The sequence below is a fragment of the Streptomyces sp. NPDC003016 genome (assembly GCF_053591455.1).
The window spans coordinates 88817-104962 of the sequence record NZ_JBSFTV010000008.1; the positions used below are offsets into that span (position 1 = coordinate 88817).

Annotated in this window: 10 protein-coding genes; 8 read left to right on the forward strand and 2 right to left on the reverse strand. The window is 72.1% G+C overall.

The window, feature by feature from the left end; translation table 11 throughout:
• Positions 1-383 precede the first annotated feature (383 nt).
• From ACWDZ4_RS09065 to ACWDZ4_RS09090, 6 genes are all read left to right on the forward strand, one after another.
• Positions 384-2483: a phosphocholine-specific phospholipase C gene (locus tag ACWDZ4_RS09065; RefSeq protein WP_451507766.1), complete on the forward strand. Its 2100-nt coding sequence runs from the start codon at positions 384-386 to the stop codon at positions 2481-2483.
• Between the two features lie 184 nt (positions 2484-2667).
• Positions 2668-4887: an MMPL family transporter gene (locus ACWDZ4_RS09070; RefSeq protein ID WP_451507767.1), complete on the forward strand. Its 2220-nt coding sequence runs from the start codon at positions 2668-2670 to the stop codon at positions 4885-4887.
• Between the two features lie 15 nt (positions 4888-4902).
• Positions 4903-5451: a GNAT family N-acetyltransferase gene (locus ACWDZ4_RS09075; RefSeq protein WP_451507768.1), complete on the forward strand. Its 549-nt coding sequence runs from the start codon at positions 4903-4905 to the stop codon at positions 5449-5451.
• A 185-nt stretch (positions 5452-5636) separates the two neighbouring features.
• Positions 5637-5828: a hypothetical protein gene (locus ACWDZ4_RS09080; protein WP_451507769.1), complete on the forward strand. Its 192-nt coding sequence runs from the start codon at positions 5637-5639 to the stop codon at positions 5826-5828.
• 170 nt (positions 5829-5998) lie between these two features.
• Positions 5999-6172: a hypothetical protein gene (locus tag ACWDZ4_RS09085; protein ID WP_451507770.1), complete on the forward strand. Its 174-nt coding sequence runs from the start codon at positions 5999-6001 to the stop codon at positions 6170-6172.
• A 110-nt stretch (positions 6173-6282) separates the two neighbouring features.
• The gene (locus tag ACWDZ4_RS09090; RefSeq protein WP_451507861.1) at positions 6283-9384 is read left to right on the forward strand and encodes a helix-turn-helix transcriptional regulator; all 3102 of its coding nucleotides are present in this window, start codon (positions 6283-6285) and stop codon (positions 9382-9384) included.
• 126 nt (positions 9385-9510) lie between these two features.
• Here the strand turns inward: ACWDZ4_RS09090 and ACWDZ4_RS09095 are convergent, their stop codons facing one another.
• Together ACWDZ4_RS09095 and ACWDZ4_RS09100 are read right to left on the reverse strand one after the other, a co-directional pair.
• The gene (locus ACWDZ4_RS09095; protein ID WP_451507771.1) at positions 9511-10713 is read right to left on the reverse strand and encodes a PQQ-dependent sugar dehydrogenase; all 1203 of its coding nucleotides are present in this window, start codon (positions 10711-10713) and stop codon (positions 9511-9513) included.
• A gap of 99 nt (positions 10714-10812) precedes the next feature.
• A complete protein-coding gene (locus tag ACWDZ4_RS09100) occupies positions 10813-11805 on the reverse strand; it encodes an aldo/keto reductase (RefSeq protein ID WP_451507772.1) in 993 nt (330 codons plus the stop codon).
• Between the two features lie 75 nt (positions 11806-11880).
• On the opposite strand from ACWDZ4_RS09100, the gene ACWDZ4_RS09105 reads away from it, so the two are divergent.
• Positions 11881-12819, forward strand: a complete 939-nt coding sequence (locus tag ACWDZ4_RS09105; RefSeq protein ID WP_451507773.1) for a 2-hydroxyacid dehydrogenase — start codon at positions 11881-11883, stop codon at positions 12817-12819.
• Positions 12820-13145: 326 nt separating this feature from the next.
• Positions 13146-16034 carry a putative bifunctional diguanylate cyclase/phosphodiesterase gene (locus ACWDZ4_RS09110; RefSeq protein ID WP_451507774.1) on the forward strand — a complete coding sequence of 963 codons (2889 nt, stop codon included), beginning with the start codon at positions 13146-13148 and terminating at the stop codon, positions 16032-16034.
• Positions 16035-16146 lie beyond the last annotated feature (112 nt).

Consider the following 16146-nt stretch of genomic DNA (forward strand, 5'->3'; position numbering starts at 1 on the left):
ATCTCGTGACCGTCCGCGAGGGATTTCGTCGATCTGCTGGCGGAAGACCAGATCGATCAGCCGGCCGTGGCGACGGACGGGGTGCGCCGCCACCTGCGGACGGTGGTGCCGGTCGCTCCGCCGCGCAAGAAGGCCGGAAGGCCCCGGAAGCCCAGGAAGGGCTGACCGGGCCCACTCGCCGCTGAACCGCGCCCCGCTGAACCGCGCCCCGCTGAACCGCGCCGCGTGGCCGGATAGTGCTTGGACTCTTCGCGCCTTGTCTTGGACGTTCACGCCGGAGTCGTCACCGGGTCTTCTCGTCGCCACCCGGCCTCACTACCGTCCCAGGCGTACCACTCAATGGATCACAGGTGGACCATTGGCTGTCGACTGGGAGGTCGGGCGTGTCATCGGACATTTCGCGCAGAAGGATGCTCGCGCTGGGCGGAGGCGCCCTCGGCGCCGCCGCGGCCGGGTCGCTGCTCCCGCCCTCACTGCGGGCGGCGGCAGCCGGAGAACCGCCCCCGGGCGGGCTGAAGGCGGTCAGGCATGTCGTCGTTCTCATGCAGGAGAACCGGTCCTTCGACCACTACTTCGGCACCCTGCGCGGCGTACGTGGCTTCGGTGACCGCAACGCCGTGGAGCTCCCCTCCGGGAAGCCGGTCTACGAGCAGCCCGGGCCGCTGCGGACCGTCCTGCCCTTCCCCGTACGGGACGCGGCCGAGGCGCAGAAGAAGGACCTCCAGTACATAGGCGACCTCGACCACTCGTGGGGCGGCGGCGCCAAAGCCTGGAACCAGGGCTGGATGGACGGCTGGGTGTCGGCCAAGACCGGCGCCACCATGGCGTACTACGACCGCCGCGACCTGCCGATGCACTACGAGCTCGCGGACACGTTCACCATCTGCGACGCCTACCACTCGTCGATCCACACGTCCACGAGCCCGAACCGCAACCACCTGTGGAGCGGCTGGACCGGCTTCGAGGCCGACGGCAGCCGGGCCGTCACCAACGCGGCGTACGCCGAGGGCAGCCACCCCGGCTACCCGTGGCCGACGTACGCGGAGCGGCTGGAGAAGGCGGGCCGCAGCTGGAAGACGTACACGGAGTGGGAGAACTTCACCGACAACAACATCGAGTTCTTCACGACCTTCAAGAAGATCGCCCGCAAGGCGCTCGCGAAGGCCCCCGGCGGCTTCACCTACATGGAGGCCTTCTACGCCAAGGTCCGCGACACGGACGACGCCGCCGAGCGCGAGCGGCTGCTCACCGCGCTGGACGCGGGCGTGGCCACGCTGAGCGCCGAGGAGCGCTCGCTCTTCGAGCGTGGACTGCGGCGCGTCGAGACGGGCGGGCTCGCCGGTCACTTCCGGGCCGACGTGGCGGCGGGCAGGCTGCCCGAGGTGTCGTACCTGGTGCCCTCGGCGGTCGACTCCGAGCACCCCGGCTCCTCGTCGCCGGTCGCCAGCGCCTCGCTCGTCTACCAGGTGCTGGACGCGCTCGCCTCGCACCCGGACGTCTGGCGCCACACCGTCGTGCTGATCAACTACGACGAGAACGACGGCTTCTTCGATCACGTCCCGCCGCCCGTCCCGCCCGCGGACAACACCGACGAACGGTGGCAGGGCCGCCCGACCGGGCTCGGCATCCGGGTGCCGATGCTGGTGGTCTCGCCCTGGACCGTCGGCGGTTACGTCTGCTCCGAGGTCTTCGACCACACCTCCGTGATCCGCTTCCTGGAGCGGTGGACGGGCGTCGAGGAGCCCAACATCACGCCCTGGCGCCGGACCGTCACCGGCGACCTGACCTCCGCGTTCGACTTCGAGCGCGGACGCAGGCAGCCCGAGCTGGAACGGCCGGGGGCGGTCCCGCCGTTCACGGGGCGCTGGCGGCCCGTGCCCCCGCTGGAGCAGCACATGCCCGTGCAGGAGGAGGGGACGCGCCCCGCGCGCCCGCTGCCGTACCAGCCGGACGCCCACGGCAGGGCCGAGGGCGGCGTCTTCAAGGTCGCGCTCAGCAACACGGGGCGCGCGAGCGCGCACTTCGCCCTTTATCCGTACGCCGGTGAGTTCGCCGTTCCGCAGCACCGGGACGTAAGGGGCACGGCGCAATGGGACGTACCCCTTACCAAGGACGCCTACCGCTTCACGATCACCGGGCCGAACGGCTTCCGCCGCGAGTTCGCCGGTACGCAGGCGGGCGCCGCCGAGGTCTCCTCGTACCTCGGCGCACGCGACCGCGACCTGCATCTCACCCTCGTCAACCGGGGCGGGGAGCCGCTGACCTTCACCGTGCGGACGCTCGCGTACGCCGACGAGGCCGGCCTCGACGGGAGGCGTTCCCGCGAGGTCACGGTGAAGCCGGGCCGCAGCCGCACCGTGGTGCACTCGGCCGCCGACGCGCACGGCTGGTACGACCTGGACATCACCGTCACGGGTGACGGCGCTTTCCGCCGGCGCCTCATGGGGCACATGGAGAACGGACGTGCGAGCGTCTCGGGCTGAAGCGCCGGGTGGTGCGCGGGAGCAGACACATGTGAGCAAACACATGGGGGCAAGCACATGTGAGTAAGCGCACGAAAGGGACAATTGATCAGGTTTGGGTGTCAGAGTGGCTGAGCGTAGGTCATGAGGTCTTTGCGGGCTGTCGTTCCCTGTGAAGAGCCACTACCCCCAGGGAGCCGGTCCGTTGGCAGCAATCGCACGGTGGTGCGTCAGGCACCGTTTCGCCGCAGTCCTGCTGTGGCTGCTCGCGCTCGGCACGGTGGCCGGAGCCGCAGGCGTCGCCGGTCCGTCGTACACCAACGACTACGAGGTGCCCGGCACCCCGTCGGGCCGCGCCGCCGACCTCCTCGACGCCGGATTCGACGGCGGGGGAGACGACGGCAACACCGTCGTCTGGCACACGGCGGGCCGCACCACCGTGCGGGCCGCCGGAGTCCAGCAGTCGATGACCCGGACGCTCGACGTCATCGAGGACCTCCCCGGCGTCGCGACCGTCATCAGCCCGTACGAGGGCGGGGGTGCGGGCCGGATCAGCGCCGACGGACACACCGCCTACGCCACCGTCACCTTCGACGCGCAGGCCGACGACGCTCTCGAGCGGCGGGCCAAGGCCGTCGTGGACACCGCCAAGGACGCGGAGACCGCCGAACTCCAGGTGGAGCTCGGCGGCGGCGCCATAGCCCTCACCGAGACGTCGAGCGGGCACGTCAGCGAGATCGTCGGGGTCGTGGTCGCGGCCGTCGTCCTCTTCGTCGCCTTCGGCTCGCTCGCCGCCAGCCTGCTGCCCATCGCCACCGCCCTGGTCGGCGTCGGCACCGCGTACGCGGGCATAGTGCTGCTCGGCCACGTCATGACGGTCGCCGACTTCGCGCCGATGCTCGGCATGCTGGTCGGGCTCGGCGTCGGCATCGACTACGCCCTGTTCATCGTCACCCGCCACCGCAGGGGACTGCGCCGCGGCCTGTCCGTCACCGAGGCGGCGGTGGACGCGGTCGCCACGACCGGCCGCGCGGTCGTCTTCGCGGGCGCCACCGTCTGCATCGCCCTGCTCGGCATGCTGATATTGCGCCTGTCCTTCCTCAACGGCGTCGCGATCGCCGCCTCGCTCACCGTCGTCCTCACCGTCGCCGCCTCGGTGTCCCTGCTGCCCGCCCTGCTCTCCCTCATCGGCGCGAGGGCCCTCGGCCGCCGCGAGCGCAGGCAGCTCACCGAGCACGGCCCGCAGCCCGACCTCCCCACCGGCTTCGCCGCCCGCTGGTCCGCCTTCGTCGAGCGCCGGCCCAAACTGCTGGGCGCCGTCGCCGCGGTCGTCATGCTGGTCCTCGCGCTGCCGACGCTCTCGCTCCACCTGGGCACGTCCGACCAGGGCAACAACCCGGCGTCCACGACGACCCGCGCGGCGTACGACCTGCTCGCCGAAGGCTTCGGCCCCGGCAGCAACGGCCCGCTGACGCTCGTCGCCGAAGTCGACGGCGCCGACGACCGCGCCGCCATGGACGCCCTGGAAGGCGCCGTGCGCACCACCGAAGGCGTCGCGTCCGTCAGCCCGGTGACGTACAACGGCAGCGGCGACACGGCGGCCCTCACCGTCGTACCGCAGTCGTCGCCGCAGTCGCAGGACACCAGCGAACTCGTCGACCGGCTGCGCGACAGCGTCCTGCCCCAGGTCCAGCAGGGCACGTCGCTCGACGTGTACGTCGGCGGGGTGACCGCGAGCTACGACGACTTCGCCGAGGTCATCGTCGGCAAGCTGCCGCTCTTCGTCGGCGCCGTGATCGCGCTCGGCTGCGTCCTGCTGCTGCTCGCCTTCCGCAGCGTCGGCATCCCGCTCAAGGCCGCGCTGATGAACGTGCTCGCCGTCACCTCCTCCTTCGGAGTCGTCGTGGCCGTCTTCCAGTGGGGCTGGGGGAGCGAACTGCTCGGCCTCGGCAGCGCGGGGCCGATCGAGCCGTTCCTGCCGGTGATCATGGTGTCGGTGCTCTTCGGGCTCTCGATGGACTACCAGGTCTTCCTGGTCAGCCGGATGTACGAGGAGTGGCTGGAGACCGGTGACAACCGGCGGGCGGTGCGCGTCGGCCTCGCCGAGACCAGCCGCGTGATCAATTCCGCTGCCGTGATCATGATCGCGGTCTTCCTGGCCTTCGTGCTCAGCGGCGACCGCGTGATCGCGATGTTCGGCATCGCGCTGGCGGCGGCCGTCGCCCTGGACGCGTTCGTTCTCCGTACGCTCCTGGTGCCCGCTCTGATGCACATGCTGGGCGGTGCCAACTGGTGGCTGCCGCGCCGGCTCGACCGGTGGCTGCCGCGCATCAGCATCGAACCCCCCGAGTCCCGCGCCGCGCATGAAAAGATCGACGCCCAGCGCACGGGCGAGTCGGAGGACTCCCAGCAGCTCGTGCCCTAGCCGGCAAGGAGCAGGATGTTCGCGATACCGCTGGGTGACGACGCCGAACTGCGTCCCCTGGAGCCGTGGCGGGCCGAGGAGTACCTGGCCCACATGGACCGTGGGCGCGAGTACATCGACCGGTACATCGGACTGGCGGCGGCCGCCGCGGACCTCGGTTCGGCGCGGGCCTTCCTCCAGTCGTACGCCGACAAGCAGGCCGCCGACACCGGCCGGCTCTACGGCATCTGGCGCGAGGGCACGCTCGTCGGCGGGGTCCTCTTCCGGGTCTTCGACGCCGCGTCGGGCAACTGCGAGGTGGGCTGCTGGCTGGAGGAGTCCGCGGTGGGCCGCGGGCTGGTCACGCGCGCCGCGCGGGTGCTGATCGACTGGGCGGTGGAGGAGCGCGGGATGCACCGCGTCGAGTGGAGGGTGTCGTCCGCGAACACCGCGAGCGTCAATGTCGCGAAGCGGCTGGGGATGACACGGGACGGCGTACTGCGCGAAAGCTCCCCCCACCGGGGCGTACGGCACGACGCGGAGATCTGGTCGGTGCTGGCGCGGGAGTGGCGCGAGGCGCGTTGAGGGAGCTCTCGGAAACGGCACCCGGACCAGCCGTGTCGCCGCCGCGCGCCAGACACTCACCGGCCGGCCGGGGACCCCGCAGACCGACAGCCCCGCCGGCCAGGTCGCCGCGCTGTACGGCAACGGCCGGCACATGGCCGCCCGTCGACGGCGGCTCCGCGCTGCTCGCCCCGGCCGTCGCCGTCGTGGTGCTGGTCCGCCCGGCATCCGGTACGCCCGGCAGCGTCCACCGCTCCGGCTGGATCCGCTCCTTCGCCTGGGCGGGCTTCGCCCCCGGCGTCCTCGGGCTGCTCGTCTCCGCCGGGATGCACTCCGACCTCTTCGCCGCCGTGTCTGTGCCGCCCGCGGCGGAAACGGGCGCGGGAGCAGGCCAGTAGGGCATCCGCACCAGGGGCCTTAGGGACGTACGTACACCTGCGGGTACGTCCCTAAGGCCCTTCGTGCTGCCAAGATGCGGCACTCTCCCGATGCGCCGGTGCCCCCTGGGAAGCGAGAGTCGAGACATCGCGGAGAACGTCCCGATGAACGGCTCACCAGGGAGAACCCCATGTTCCAGCACGAGATCCAGCAGCAGCACGCGGCCGAACTGATGCGCCGGGCCGCCGCCGAACGCCTCGTACAGCAGGCCGTCAAGGCCCGGCGGGCCGCCCGCGCGTCCGGGAAGAACGCACCGGAAGGGCCGGTGAGTTCACTGCGCAGCCGGTTCGCGCGGGCCGCGTGACCGGGTGACGGCGTGACCGGGTGACCGGGTTACGGCGTGAAGGACACGAGATGACGATCATGCCTTCCGCGCGTGCCGTAATGGGTCCCGCGTTGTCGGACCCCTGTGCGATGCTCAGCGATGTGGAAACCAGGTCTGTCAGCCCGGTGTTCGTCGGCCGCGCCGGCGAACTGGCCCAGCTCACCGATGCGCTCGCCCGCGCCACCGCGGGCGAGCCGCAGGCGCTGCTCGTGGGCGGTGAGGCCGGGGTGGGCAAAACCCGCCTCGTCGAGGAGTTCTTCGCGGCGTCCTGCCGGCAGGACGCCGTCGTCGCGGTGGGCGGCTGCGTCGAGATCGGCGCCGACGGGCTGCCGTTCGCGCCGTTCTCCACCGCGCTGCGCACCCTGCGGCGCAGGCTCCCCGACGAGGTCGCCGCCGCGGCCGCGGGCCAGGAGGACGAACTGGCCAGGCTGCTGCCCGAACTCGGCGAGACCTCCCGCGACCAGCACAGCGAAGACGGCATGGCGCGCCTCTTCGAGCTGACCGTCCGCCTCCTGGAGCGCATCACCGCGGACCGTACGGTCGTCCTCGCCCTGGAGGACCTGCACTGGGCCGACACCTCCACCCGCCACCTCCTCGCCTACCTCTTCCGCACGTTGCGGCGCGGGCGCCTCGTCGTCATCGGCACCTACCGCGCGGACGACATCCACCGCCGCCACCCACTGCGGCCCCTCCTCGCCGAACTCGACCGGCTGCGCACCGTCCGGCGCATCGAGCTGGCCCGCTTCAACCGCTCCGAAGTGCACCGCCAGTTGACCGGCATCCTCGCCACCGAGCCGGAAGCGGCCCTGGTCGAAGAGGTGTTCACGCGCTCCGACGGCAACGCGTTCTTCGTCGAGGAACTGGCCTGCTGCATCGGGACCGGCTGCACCACGGGCCTGAGCGACTCCCTGCGCGACGTCCTGCTCGTACGGGTCGAAGCGCTGCCCGACGACGCCCAGAAGGTCGCCAGGATCGTCGCCGAGGGCGGTTCCACCGTCGAGTACCGGCTGCTGCTCGCCGTCGCCCGGCTCCCCGAGGACGATCTGATCGAGGCGCTGCGGGCCGCCGTGGGCGCCAACCTGCTCCTCGCGACGCCGGACGGCGACGGCTACCGCTTCCGGCACTCCCTGGTGCGCGAGGCGCTCAGCGACGACCTGCTGCCCGGGGAGCGCTCCCGCCTCAACCGGCGGTACGCCGAAGCGCTGGAGGCCGACCCCACGCTGGTGCCGGCCGACCAGTGCGCCACACGTCTCGCCAGCTACTGGTACGCCGCGCACGACGCGGCCAAGGCGCTCCCCGCCGTGCTGAAGGCCTCCGTCGAGGCACGCCACCGCCACGCCTACGCCGAGCAGCTGCGCCTCCTGGAGCGCGCCATGGAGCTGTGGGACGACGCCCCCGCCGACGTCCGCGCGGTGCTGCGCCCCGTCGACTACGCCGGGGTCTACCCGCCCTGCGGCTGCGACCCCGCGACCACGCCCCTGCGCTACCTCGACCTCATGGCGGAAGCCACCGTCGCCGGCCGGTTCGGCGGTGAGCGCGAACGGGCGCTCAAGATCGCGAAGAAGGCGCTGCGGATCCTGGAGGGCGAGGACGACCCCCTGCGCGAGGCCTGGTTCTGGGTCCAGCGCGCCAGGATGGTGTCGATCCTCGCGCGGGGCGACGGCTGGTCCGAGCTGGCCACCGCGCGGGACCTCGTGCGCGGGCTGCCGCCGTCCGCCGTCCATGCGGAGGTGCTGGCCCAGGTGGCGGGCTGGGGCATGCTGCACGAGCCCGGTCCGGAGACCCTGATCGCCGCCGAACAGGCCGTGGAGTACGCCCGCATGGTCGGTGCCAGAGACATCGAACTCACCGCACGGACGACGCTGGGCGGCCTGATGGTCGACTCGGGTGACGTCGAAGGCGGCCTCGCCGTGCTGTACGCCGTCAAGGAACAGGCGGCCGTGCAGGGCCTGGCCAGCGTGGCGGGCCGCGTCTATGTCAACCTCCCCTCCCATCTGGAGTCCGTGGGGCGCTCCCGGGAGGCGGTCGCCGTCGCGGAGGAAGGTCTCGCTTTCTCCGGGAAGTACGGCCTCGCGGACAGCGAAGCCTGGGTCCGCGGAAATCTCGCCGAGTCGCTCGCCTCCCTCGGGCGCTGGAGCGAGGCGGTCGGGCACGCCGTGGGCATCGAGCGGGCCTCCGTGCCCAGCACCAAGCCCCGCGGCGCCGCCGCCTGGATACGGGCCGACGTGGCGCGGGCCCGCGGTGAACTGACCGAGGCCGACGAGCAGTCGGCGGCCGCCCGCGCGTACTTCGGCAGCCACGACCCGATGCCCCAGCACGACCTCCCGCTGCACAAGGTCGAGCTGACCATCGCCGCCGCCCGCGGCCGCGTCCTGGACGTCCGTACGAAACTGGCGCAGACCGTCTCGGCGGGTTTCCCGCTCGGCACGCACCGTTACGCCTGGTTCCTGCTGGCCGAAGCCGCCGCCGCCGAGGCGGACGCGCGGGGCCTCCCGGCGGCGGAGGCGGGCCGGGCCGAGGCCCTGGAGCTGATCCGCGCCGGAGCGAGGCGGCTGGCCACGCCCGCGCCGCTCTGGCACGCGTACGAACACTGGGTCCGCGCCGAGCTGCGCCGGGCCGAGGGCCGCGCCACCCCCGACGACTGGGCCGGTGTGGTCAGCGCGTTCGAGCCCCTGGAGCGCCCGTACGACCTGGCGCGCGCCCGCCTGCGCTGGGCGGAGTCCCTGCTCGCGGCCTCCGCCACGGGAGGCGGCGACACCGGGACCGGTGCGGTGAGCCTCCGCGAACTGAACGCCGACGAACGCGAGCGGGCCGCCGAGCTGCTCCGGCTGGTCCGGGCCGCGGCGGAGCACCTGGGCGCCCGTCCGCTCGGCGAGAGCGTCGCGCTGCTCGCCCAGCGCGCCCGCCTCTCGCTGACCCGGGCCCCCGAAGCCCCGGCGCCGACCGCGAGCCCGGCGGAGTCGCTGGGCCTGACCCCCCGTGAACAGGACGTACTGCGCCTGGTCGCGGCCGGCCGCAGCAACCGGCAGATTGCCGAAGAGCTGTACATCTCACCCAAGACGGCGAGCGTCCACGTCTCCAACATCCTGGCCAAACTGGGCGTCTCCGGCCGGGGCGAGGCCGCCGCGATGGCTCACCGCCTGCGGCTCTTCACCGACGTAGCGGAGCGGGCCGAGGCAGCAGCCGGATGACGGATGCCGGATGACGGATGACGGATGCCGGGCGCCGGATGACGGATGCGGGATGCCGGATGACGGGCGCCGGATGCCGAGTGTGCTCGCGGCGGCCGGGCCGATCGTTTCCGCTCCTTCCAGGGGTTACTTCACCTCCAGGTCCAGGATCCGGTCGTCGCCCGGCTCCGGTGTGCCCCGGGTGTCCGTCTCGCTCGTGACCAGCCACAGCTTGTCGCCGCCGGCCGCCACCACCGTGCGCAGCCGGCCGTACTTCCCCTCCAGGAACGGCTGCGGGCCGGCCGCCGGCTCCGTACCGTCCAGCGGAATCCGCCACAGCCGCTCGCCGCGCAGGCCCGCCATCCAGACCGAGCCCGCGGCGTACGCGATACCGCTCGGCGATGCCTCGGCCGTCTTCCACTGCGCGACCGGGTCGACGAATCCCTCCCTGCCGCCCTTGCCCTCGGCCTCCGGCCAGCCGTAGTTCCGACCCGGCCGGATCTGATTGAGCTCGTCCCAGGTGTTCTGGCCGAACTCGGCCGCCCACAGCCGCTTCCCGCTGTCCCAGGCCAGGCCCTGCACATTGCGGTGCCCGTAGGAGTAGACGACCGAGTCCGCCTCCGGATTGCCGTGCACCGGATCACCGTCCGGGGTCATCCGCAGGATCTTGCCGCCCAGCGACTTCTTGTCCTGCGCCAGTCCCGTGTCACCCGTCTCGCCCGTCCCGGCGTAGAGCATCTTGTCCGGACCGAAGGCGATCCGTCCGCCGTTGTGGACCGTGCCCTTCGGGATGCCCCTGAGAATGGTGTCCGGGGCGCCCAGCTGCTGCCCGGCGGGTTTCTTCTCGTCGTACGCCAGGCGGGCGATGCGGTTGTCGGACGCGGTGGTGAAGTACGCGTAGACCATGTGGTCCGAGGCGAAGGACGGCGAGACGGCCAGGCCCAGGAGCCCGCCCTCCCCCTCCGGTGCGACCCCCGCCACCGAGCCGACCTCCGTCTTCTTGCCGCTCTCGCCGTCGATCCGCGTGATGGTCCCCTCGTCGCGCGAGGAGACCAGCAGGTCGCCGTCCGGCAGCGGGGCGAGTCCCCAGGGAGACTCGAGGTCCTCGGTGAGGGTGTTCACCACCTTGACCGACCCCTTGGCGGGCGGTGGCTCGGCGCGGGACCCGGACCCGGGACCGGCCGCATCGCCCGACGGCGACGCGGACCCGCCGCCCGGGGCCTCGGAAGCCGGTGCGGAACTCTTCCGGCCGTCCGGCGCATTCTCGTCCGGGCCGGAACACCCCGCCGCGAGCAGGAGAACGGCGGCAGCCACTACAGCTGTCACAGCAGGACGTTGCACGGTACGCATCCCTTCGACGGCCGGCAGTCGTCACCGGCGGCGGCTCTCCCTCTTCATACACCGCTGCCGCCCCGCAGGTTCCGTTCCCGGCCGGACCGGCCGGCCGGGTCAGTCCCACGAGCCCCGCGCCGACGGCAGCCCCGCTATCTCCGCGAGATCCTCCGCCGTGAGCCGCAGCGCCGCAGCCCTCGCGTTCTGTACCGCCCACCGCTCCCGCTTGGTCCCCGGCACCGGCACCACATGGCGCCCGCACGCCAGCACCCACGCCAGCGCCACCTGTGCCGGAGTCGCGCCGTGCCGCCCGGCGACCCGCCGCAGACCCGCCACCACCGGCTGGTTCGCCGCCATCATCTCGGCGGTGAACCGCGGATGCCTGGCCCGTACGTCGTCCGGCTCGAAGCCCTGCCCCGGCTTGAGCGTCCCCGTCAGGAAGCCGTTGCCCAGCGGCATGGCGGCCAGGAAACCGACGCCCCGCGCCTCGCACCACGGCAGCAGCGACGCCAGCGCCTCCGGAGACCACACCGAGAGTTCGGCCTCCACCGCGCTCACCGGAAAGACCTGCTGCACGCGCTCCAGCTGACGAATCGTTTCATCGTGCATCCGCGCCCCGGAACGCCGTGACGCCCGCGCCCCCACCGCGCACACCCCGAGCGCCCGCACCTTCCCCGCCCCGACCAGGTCCGCCATCGCACCCCAGGTCTCCTCGACCGGCACCTCCGGATCCGGCCGGTGCAACTGGTAGAGGTCGATCACATCGGTCTGCAGCCGCCGCAGAGAGGCGTCACAGGCCCGCCGTACATACCCCGGCCGCCCGTTGGCGACGATGTGCTGATCACCGACGAGCAGCCCGCACTTGGTCGAGACGAAGGCATCGGCGCGCCGCTCCCTGAGCACCCGCCCCAGCAGCAGCTCATTGGTGAACGGCCCGTACATGTCGGCCGTGTCGAGCAGGCTCGTCCCCTGGTCGAGCGCCGCGTGCACGGTGCGGAGCGACCGGTCCCCGCGCTGTTGCGAACCGGTGTACGCCCAGCTCATCGGCATGCATCCGAGTCCGATCGCGCCCACTTCGAGCGCTGCCGCACCGATTGTCCTGCGCTCCAACTCCCCGTACCCCTCCCTCTGCCGCTCCCAAAACTAACCTCTGTGCCTCCCGGTCCTTCGCATAGCCTCCTGACCATGACTTCAGACGTATGGCTCCCCGTCCCCGCCGCCGAGATCGAAGGGCTCCCCGAGGGCTTCGACTACCGCTTCTGGGACGGCGGCCAGGACTTTCCCGCCGACCCCGCCGACTGCGCCTTCTACGTCGTCCCCTACATGAAGGGGGCCGAGATCGCGGTGCGCCCGCTCGCCGCGATGACGTCCCTGCGCGCCGTCCAGACGCTCTCCGCGGGCATAGACCACGTCCAGCCCGGCCTCGGGGACCTGCACGCGGGCGTGCACCTGTGCAACGCCCGCGGTGTCCACGAGGCCAGTACCGCCGAGCTCACCCTCGCCCTGGTCCTCGCCTCGCTGCGCGGCATCCCCGGTTTCGTGCACGGCCAGGACAAGGAGGAGTGGCGGGCCGGCTTCTACCCCGCGCTCGCCGACAAGTCCGTTCTCATCGTCGGCTACGGCTCCATCGGCGCCGCCATCGAGGACCGGCTCGCACCTTTCGAGTGTGCGCGGGTGGCGCGCGTCGCGCGCTCCGCCCGTACAACGGAGCGCGGCCCCGTGCACCCGCTGGCCGACCTCCCCGGACTGCTGCCCGGGGCGGACGTCGTGATCCTCTCCACCCCGCTCACCGAGGAGACCCAGGGACTGGTGAACGCCGGCTTCCTGTCCCGCATGAAGGACGGAGCGCTGCTCGTGAACGTCGCCCGGGGTCCCGTCGTCGACACGAAGGCCCTCCTCGCCGAGCTCGAATCGGGCCGGCTGCGCGCCGCCCTCGACGTCACCGACCCCGAGCCCCTTCCCGCAGGCCATCCCCTCTGGCACGCGCCCGGCGTCCTCATCAGCCCCCATGTCGGCGGCAGCACCTCGGCGTTCATGCCCCGCGCCAGACGCCTGATGGCCGATCAGCTGACCCGGTTCGCCGACGGCGAACCGCTGCACAACATCGTCCTCACCACTCACTGACAGCGGCTCGCGAACGCGTTCCGAAGTCACCCGGACGCACCGCGTGCCATCCACTCCACTGATCGTCACGGAGCGTAGAGAACCTATGTCCCTGAGTGACGAGACTGGTGTATCGTCCGGACCAAGGGGCTGCGCCGCGCGATGTCACGGCGCTGGGGAGCGACCGGACTGTGAGGGGGGCGACGGGCGATGCACGGCGAATGGACCACTGATCCGACGCGGCAGGGCCACCGACGACAACCCTCGTACGATCCGGCGGACAGGCGCGGCCCGCAGATACTTCCCGCACCTCCGGCGCCCGGGGCGCCGCGCGTCAGGGTGGCCCGGTGAGTGCCCCCGGGGCGCTCCTCGCCCGGTACCAGGGGTTCGGCAGCGGAGCGGGCCTGCTCTGCCGGCTCGCGCTCGCCCTCGTCTGCGGGGCCTACGCCATCGGCGCGGCCCTCGGCTGGGGGTCCGCCCGGGCCGCGCTCATCATGGGCGACTTCGGGCTCGCCGTCGCCGCCCTGATCGCCGCGGTCTCCTGCTTCCTCTACGCGCGCACGCACGAGAGCCGCTTCCGGCCCGCCTGGCTGCTGTTCGCGGTCTCCTCCGCGATGGCGGCGTGCGGGAACGCCGTCTGGGGCTGGTACGAAGTGGTGCTGGACCGTGAGGTCCCCTCGCCCTCTGCCGCCGACTTCTTCTTCCTCTGCTTCGGTCCGCCCGCCATCGTCGGCCTGCTCGTCCTGGCCAAACGCCCCGTCACCCGGGCCGGCTGGGTGTGCCTCGCGCTCGACTCCTGGCTCATCGGCGGTTCGCTGCTCACGCTCTCCTGGAGCCTGGCGCTCGCGCACACCGCGCATTTCCAGGCCGAGAGCGTGGCCCACGCCGCCCTCTCCCTCGCCTATCCGCTGCTCGACATCGTGCTGGTCAGCATGGTGCTCGCGCTGCACTTCCGGCGCTCCAGCGCCAACCGCGCGGCGATCAACACCGCGATAGCCGCCCTCGCCATGACCGTGCTGTGCGACGCGCTGTTCACCTCGCCCCTGCTGCGTGAGAACTACCGCTCGGGCCAGCTCCTCGACGCCGGCTGGTTCGCCGGCTCGCTGCTCCTCGCCTACGCGCCCTGGGGCGCGCGCCGCGCCGCGCGGTGGGGGCAGGGCGCTCCGTACCACCGGAGCACGCGCAGTCCGGGCAGCCGCCCCATCAGCGGCTCACTGGCCGCCCTCACGCCGTATCTCGCCGCCGCCGTCTGCACCCTGGGCATTCTCTACAACGTTGTCGACGGCCGCCGCGTGGACCGTGTGGTGATCTTCACCGGCTGCACGGTCGTGCTCGCCCTCGTCGTACGCCAGGGCATCATGCTCGTCGACAACATCTCCCTCACCCAGGAGCTGGCGCAGAAGGAGAACCACTTCCGCTCGCTGGTGCAGGGATCGAGCGATGTGATCATGATCGCCGCGCCCACCGGGGTGCTGCGTTACGTCAGCCCGGCCGCCTCCGGCGTCTACGGACGCGAGGCCGAGGAACTCATCGGATCCGAGCTCGCCTCCCTCATCCACCCGGAGGACCTGGGCGGAGTCGTCCACGAGGTACGCCGTTTTCTGGCCACGTCCCCCGCCCAGGAGCCGACGACCCGCATCGAATGCCGTTTCCGGTCGGGCACGGGGGAGTGGCTCAATGTCGAGTCCACCGTCAACCGGCACCAGGGCGGCCTGATCTTCAACAGCCGGGACGTGACCGAAAGGGTCCGCCTCCAGGCCCAGCTCCAGCACAACGCGGAACACGATCCGCTCACCGACCTGCCCAACCGCGCCCTGTTCACCGCACGCGTCCGCCAGGCACTCGGCGGCCGCCGCGCCTGCGACCCCGGCACCGCCGTGCTCTACATCGACCTCGACGGCTTCAAGGGGGTGAACGACCGCCTCGGCCACCAGGCCGGCGACGAGCTGCTGATCCAGGCGGCCCGCCGCCTCCAGGAATCCGTGCGCTCGGGGGACACCGCGGCCCGGCTCGGCGGAGACGAGTTCGCCGCCCTCATCCTCGGCGAGGGGAACAGGGACCAGGCCGCCCGCGAATGCCAGGTCCACGAGATCGCCGAGCGGTTGCGCCTCACGCTCTCGCAGCCGTACCGGATCGACGGCAACGAGGTGCGCGTCGCCGCGTCCATCGGTATCGCCTTCGCCGAGGCCGGCGTCACCCACACCGACCTCATGCGCAACGCCGACCTCGCCATGTACCGGGCGAAGGCCGGCGGCAAGGACCGGGTCGAGCTGTACGCGCCGCAGATGCAGGCCGAGGTGGTCCGCAGGACCGAACTGGCCACCCGGCTGCGCACCGCGCTCCACGACGGCGAGTTCGCGCTGCTCCACCAGCCGGTGGTGAGCCTCACCACCGGCCGGGTGGCCTCCGTCGCCGCCCAGGCCCGGTGGCGGTCCACGCAGGGCATCCTCTTCACGCCCGCCGAGTTCCTCAGAGTGGCCGACACCGGCGAGGCCCAGGAGGGCGCCCGCACCGCCGAGCTCGGCCGGTGGCTCCTCGAAGAGGCGGTCGAGCAGGCGGCGGAGCGCAACCGGGCGGGCCACGAGGTGCCCGTGTCGGTCCGGCTCTCGGCCCGCAGGCTGGTGGACAAGTCCCTGCCGCTCGACTCCATCGAGGCCCTCCTCACCCGGCACGGCCTGCCCTCGGGCTCGCTGATCATCGAGCTGGCCGACAGTGACCCGCGGATCTCCTTCGAGGAACTGGAGCGGCGCCTGGTGGCGCTGCGCAGGCTCGGGGTGCGGATCGCGCTGGACGGTTTCGGCAGCGGGTACGCGGCCATCAACGCGCTGCGCCGGCTCCCCATCGACGTACTGAAACTGGACCGCGGTCTGGTCGAGGGGGTCGTCGAGTCGGCGCGGCTGCACAAGATCACCAGCGGGCTGCTGCGGATCGCCTGCGACCTCGGGATGCAGTCCGTGGCGGACGGTGTGGACGTGCCGGAGCAGGTCCTCGCCCTGCGCGCCATGGGATGCACGCACGGGCAGGGGATGGCCTTCTCGGGGCCGCTCGACGAGTACCGGCTGCGGCGGGCGCTCGCGCGCGCGGAGTTCCCCGTGCCGGGCAAGGAGGCGCTGCCCGTCCTCGCGGGCGGGCCGGGCGGATCACTTCCCGTACGTCATGCGGGCGCGAACAGAAACGAAATGATCACACGTCCTCCAATGCGCTCAAATAGTGAGACGCCCGTCCCACCTACTTGACAGGCACCGGGCGCCGGAGGGAGGGTCAGTGTCATGCGCACCCGAATTCTCGTACTTGGAAAGCGCGTCGGCTGAAGCAGAGCACGCACATGCAGCTCTGCAGACCGCACCG

Coding starts and splice junctions, on each gene's coding strand:
- ACWDZ4_RS09095 (WP_451507771.1), bottom strand. CDS start 10,713: ATGCGTACCGTGCAACGTCCTGCTGTGACAGCTGTAGTGGCTGCCGCC.
- ACWDZ4_RS09085 (WP_451507770.1), top strand. CDS start 5,999: ATGTTCCAGCACGAGATCCAGCAGCAGCACGCGGCCGAACTGATGCGC.
- ACWDZ4_RS09075 (WP_451507768.1), top strand. CDS start 4,903: ATGTTCGCGATACCGCTGGGTGACGACGCCGAACTGCGTCCCCTGGAG.
- ACWDZ4_RS09090 (WP_451507861.1), top strand. CDS start 6,283: ATGCTCAGCGATGTGGAAACCAGGTCTGTCAGCCCGGTGTTCGTCGGC.
- ACWDZ4_RS09105 (WP_451507773.1), top strand. CDS start 11,881: ATGACTTCAGACGTATGGCTCCCCGTCCCCGCCGCCGAGATCGAAGGG.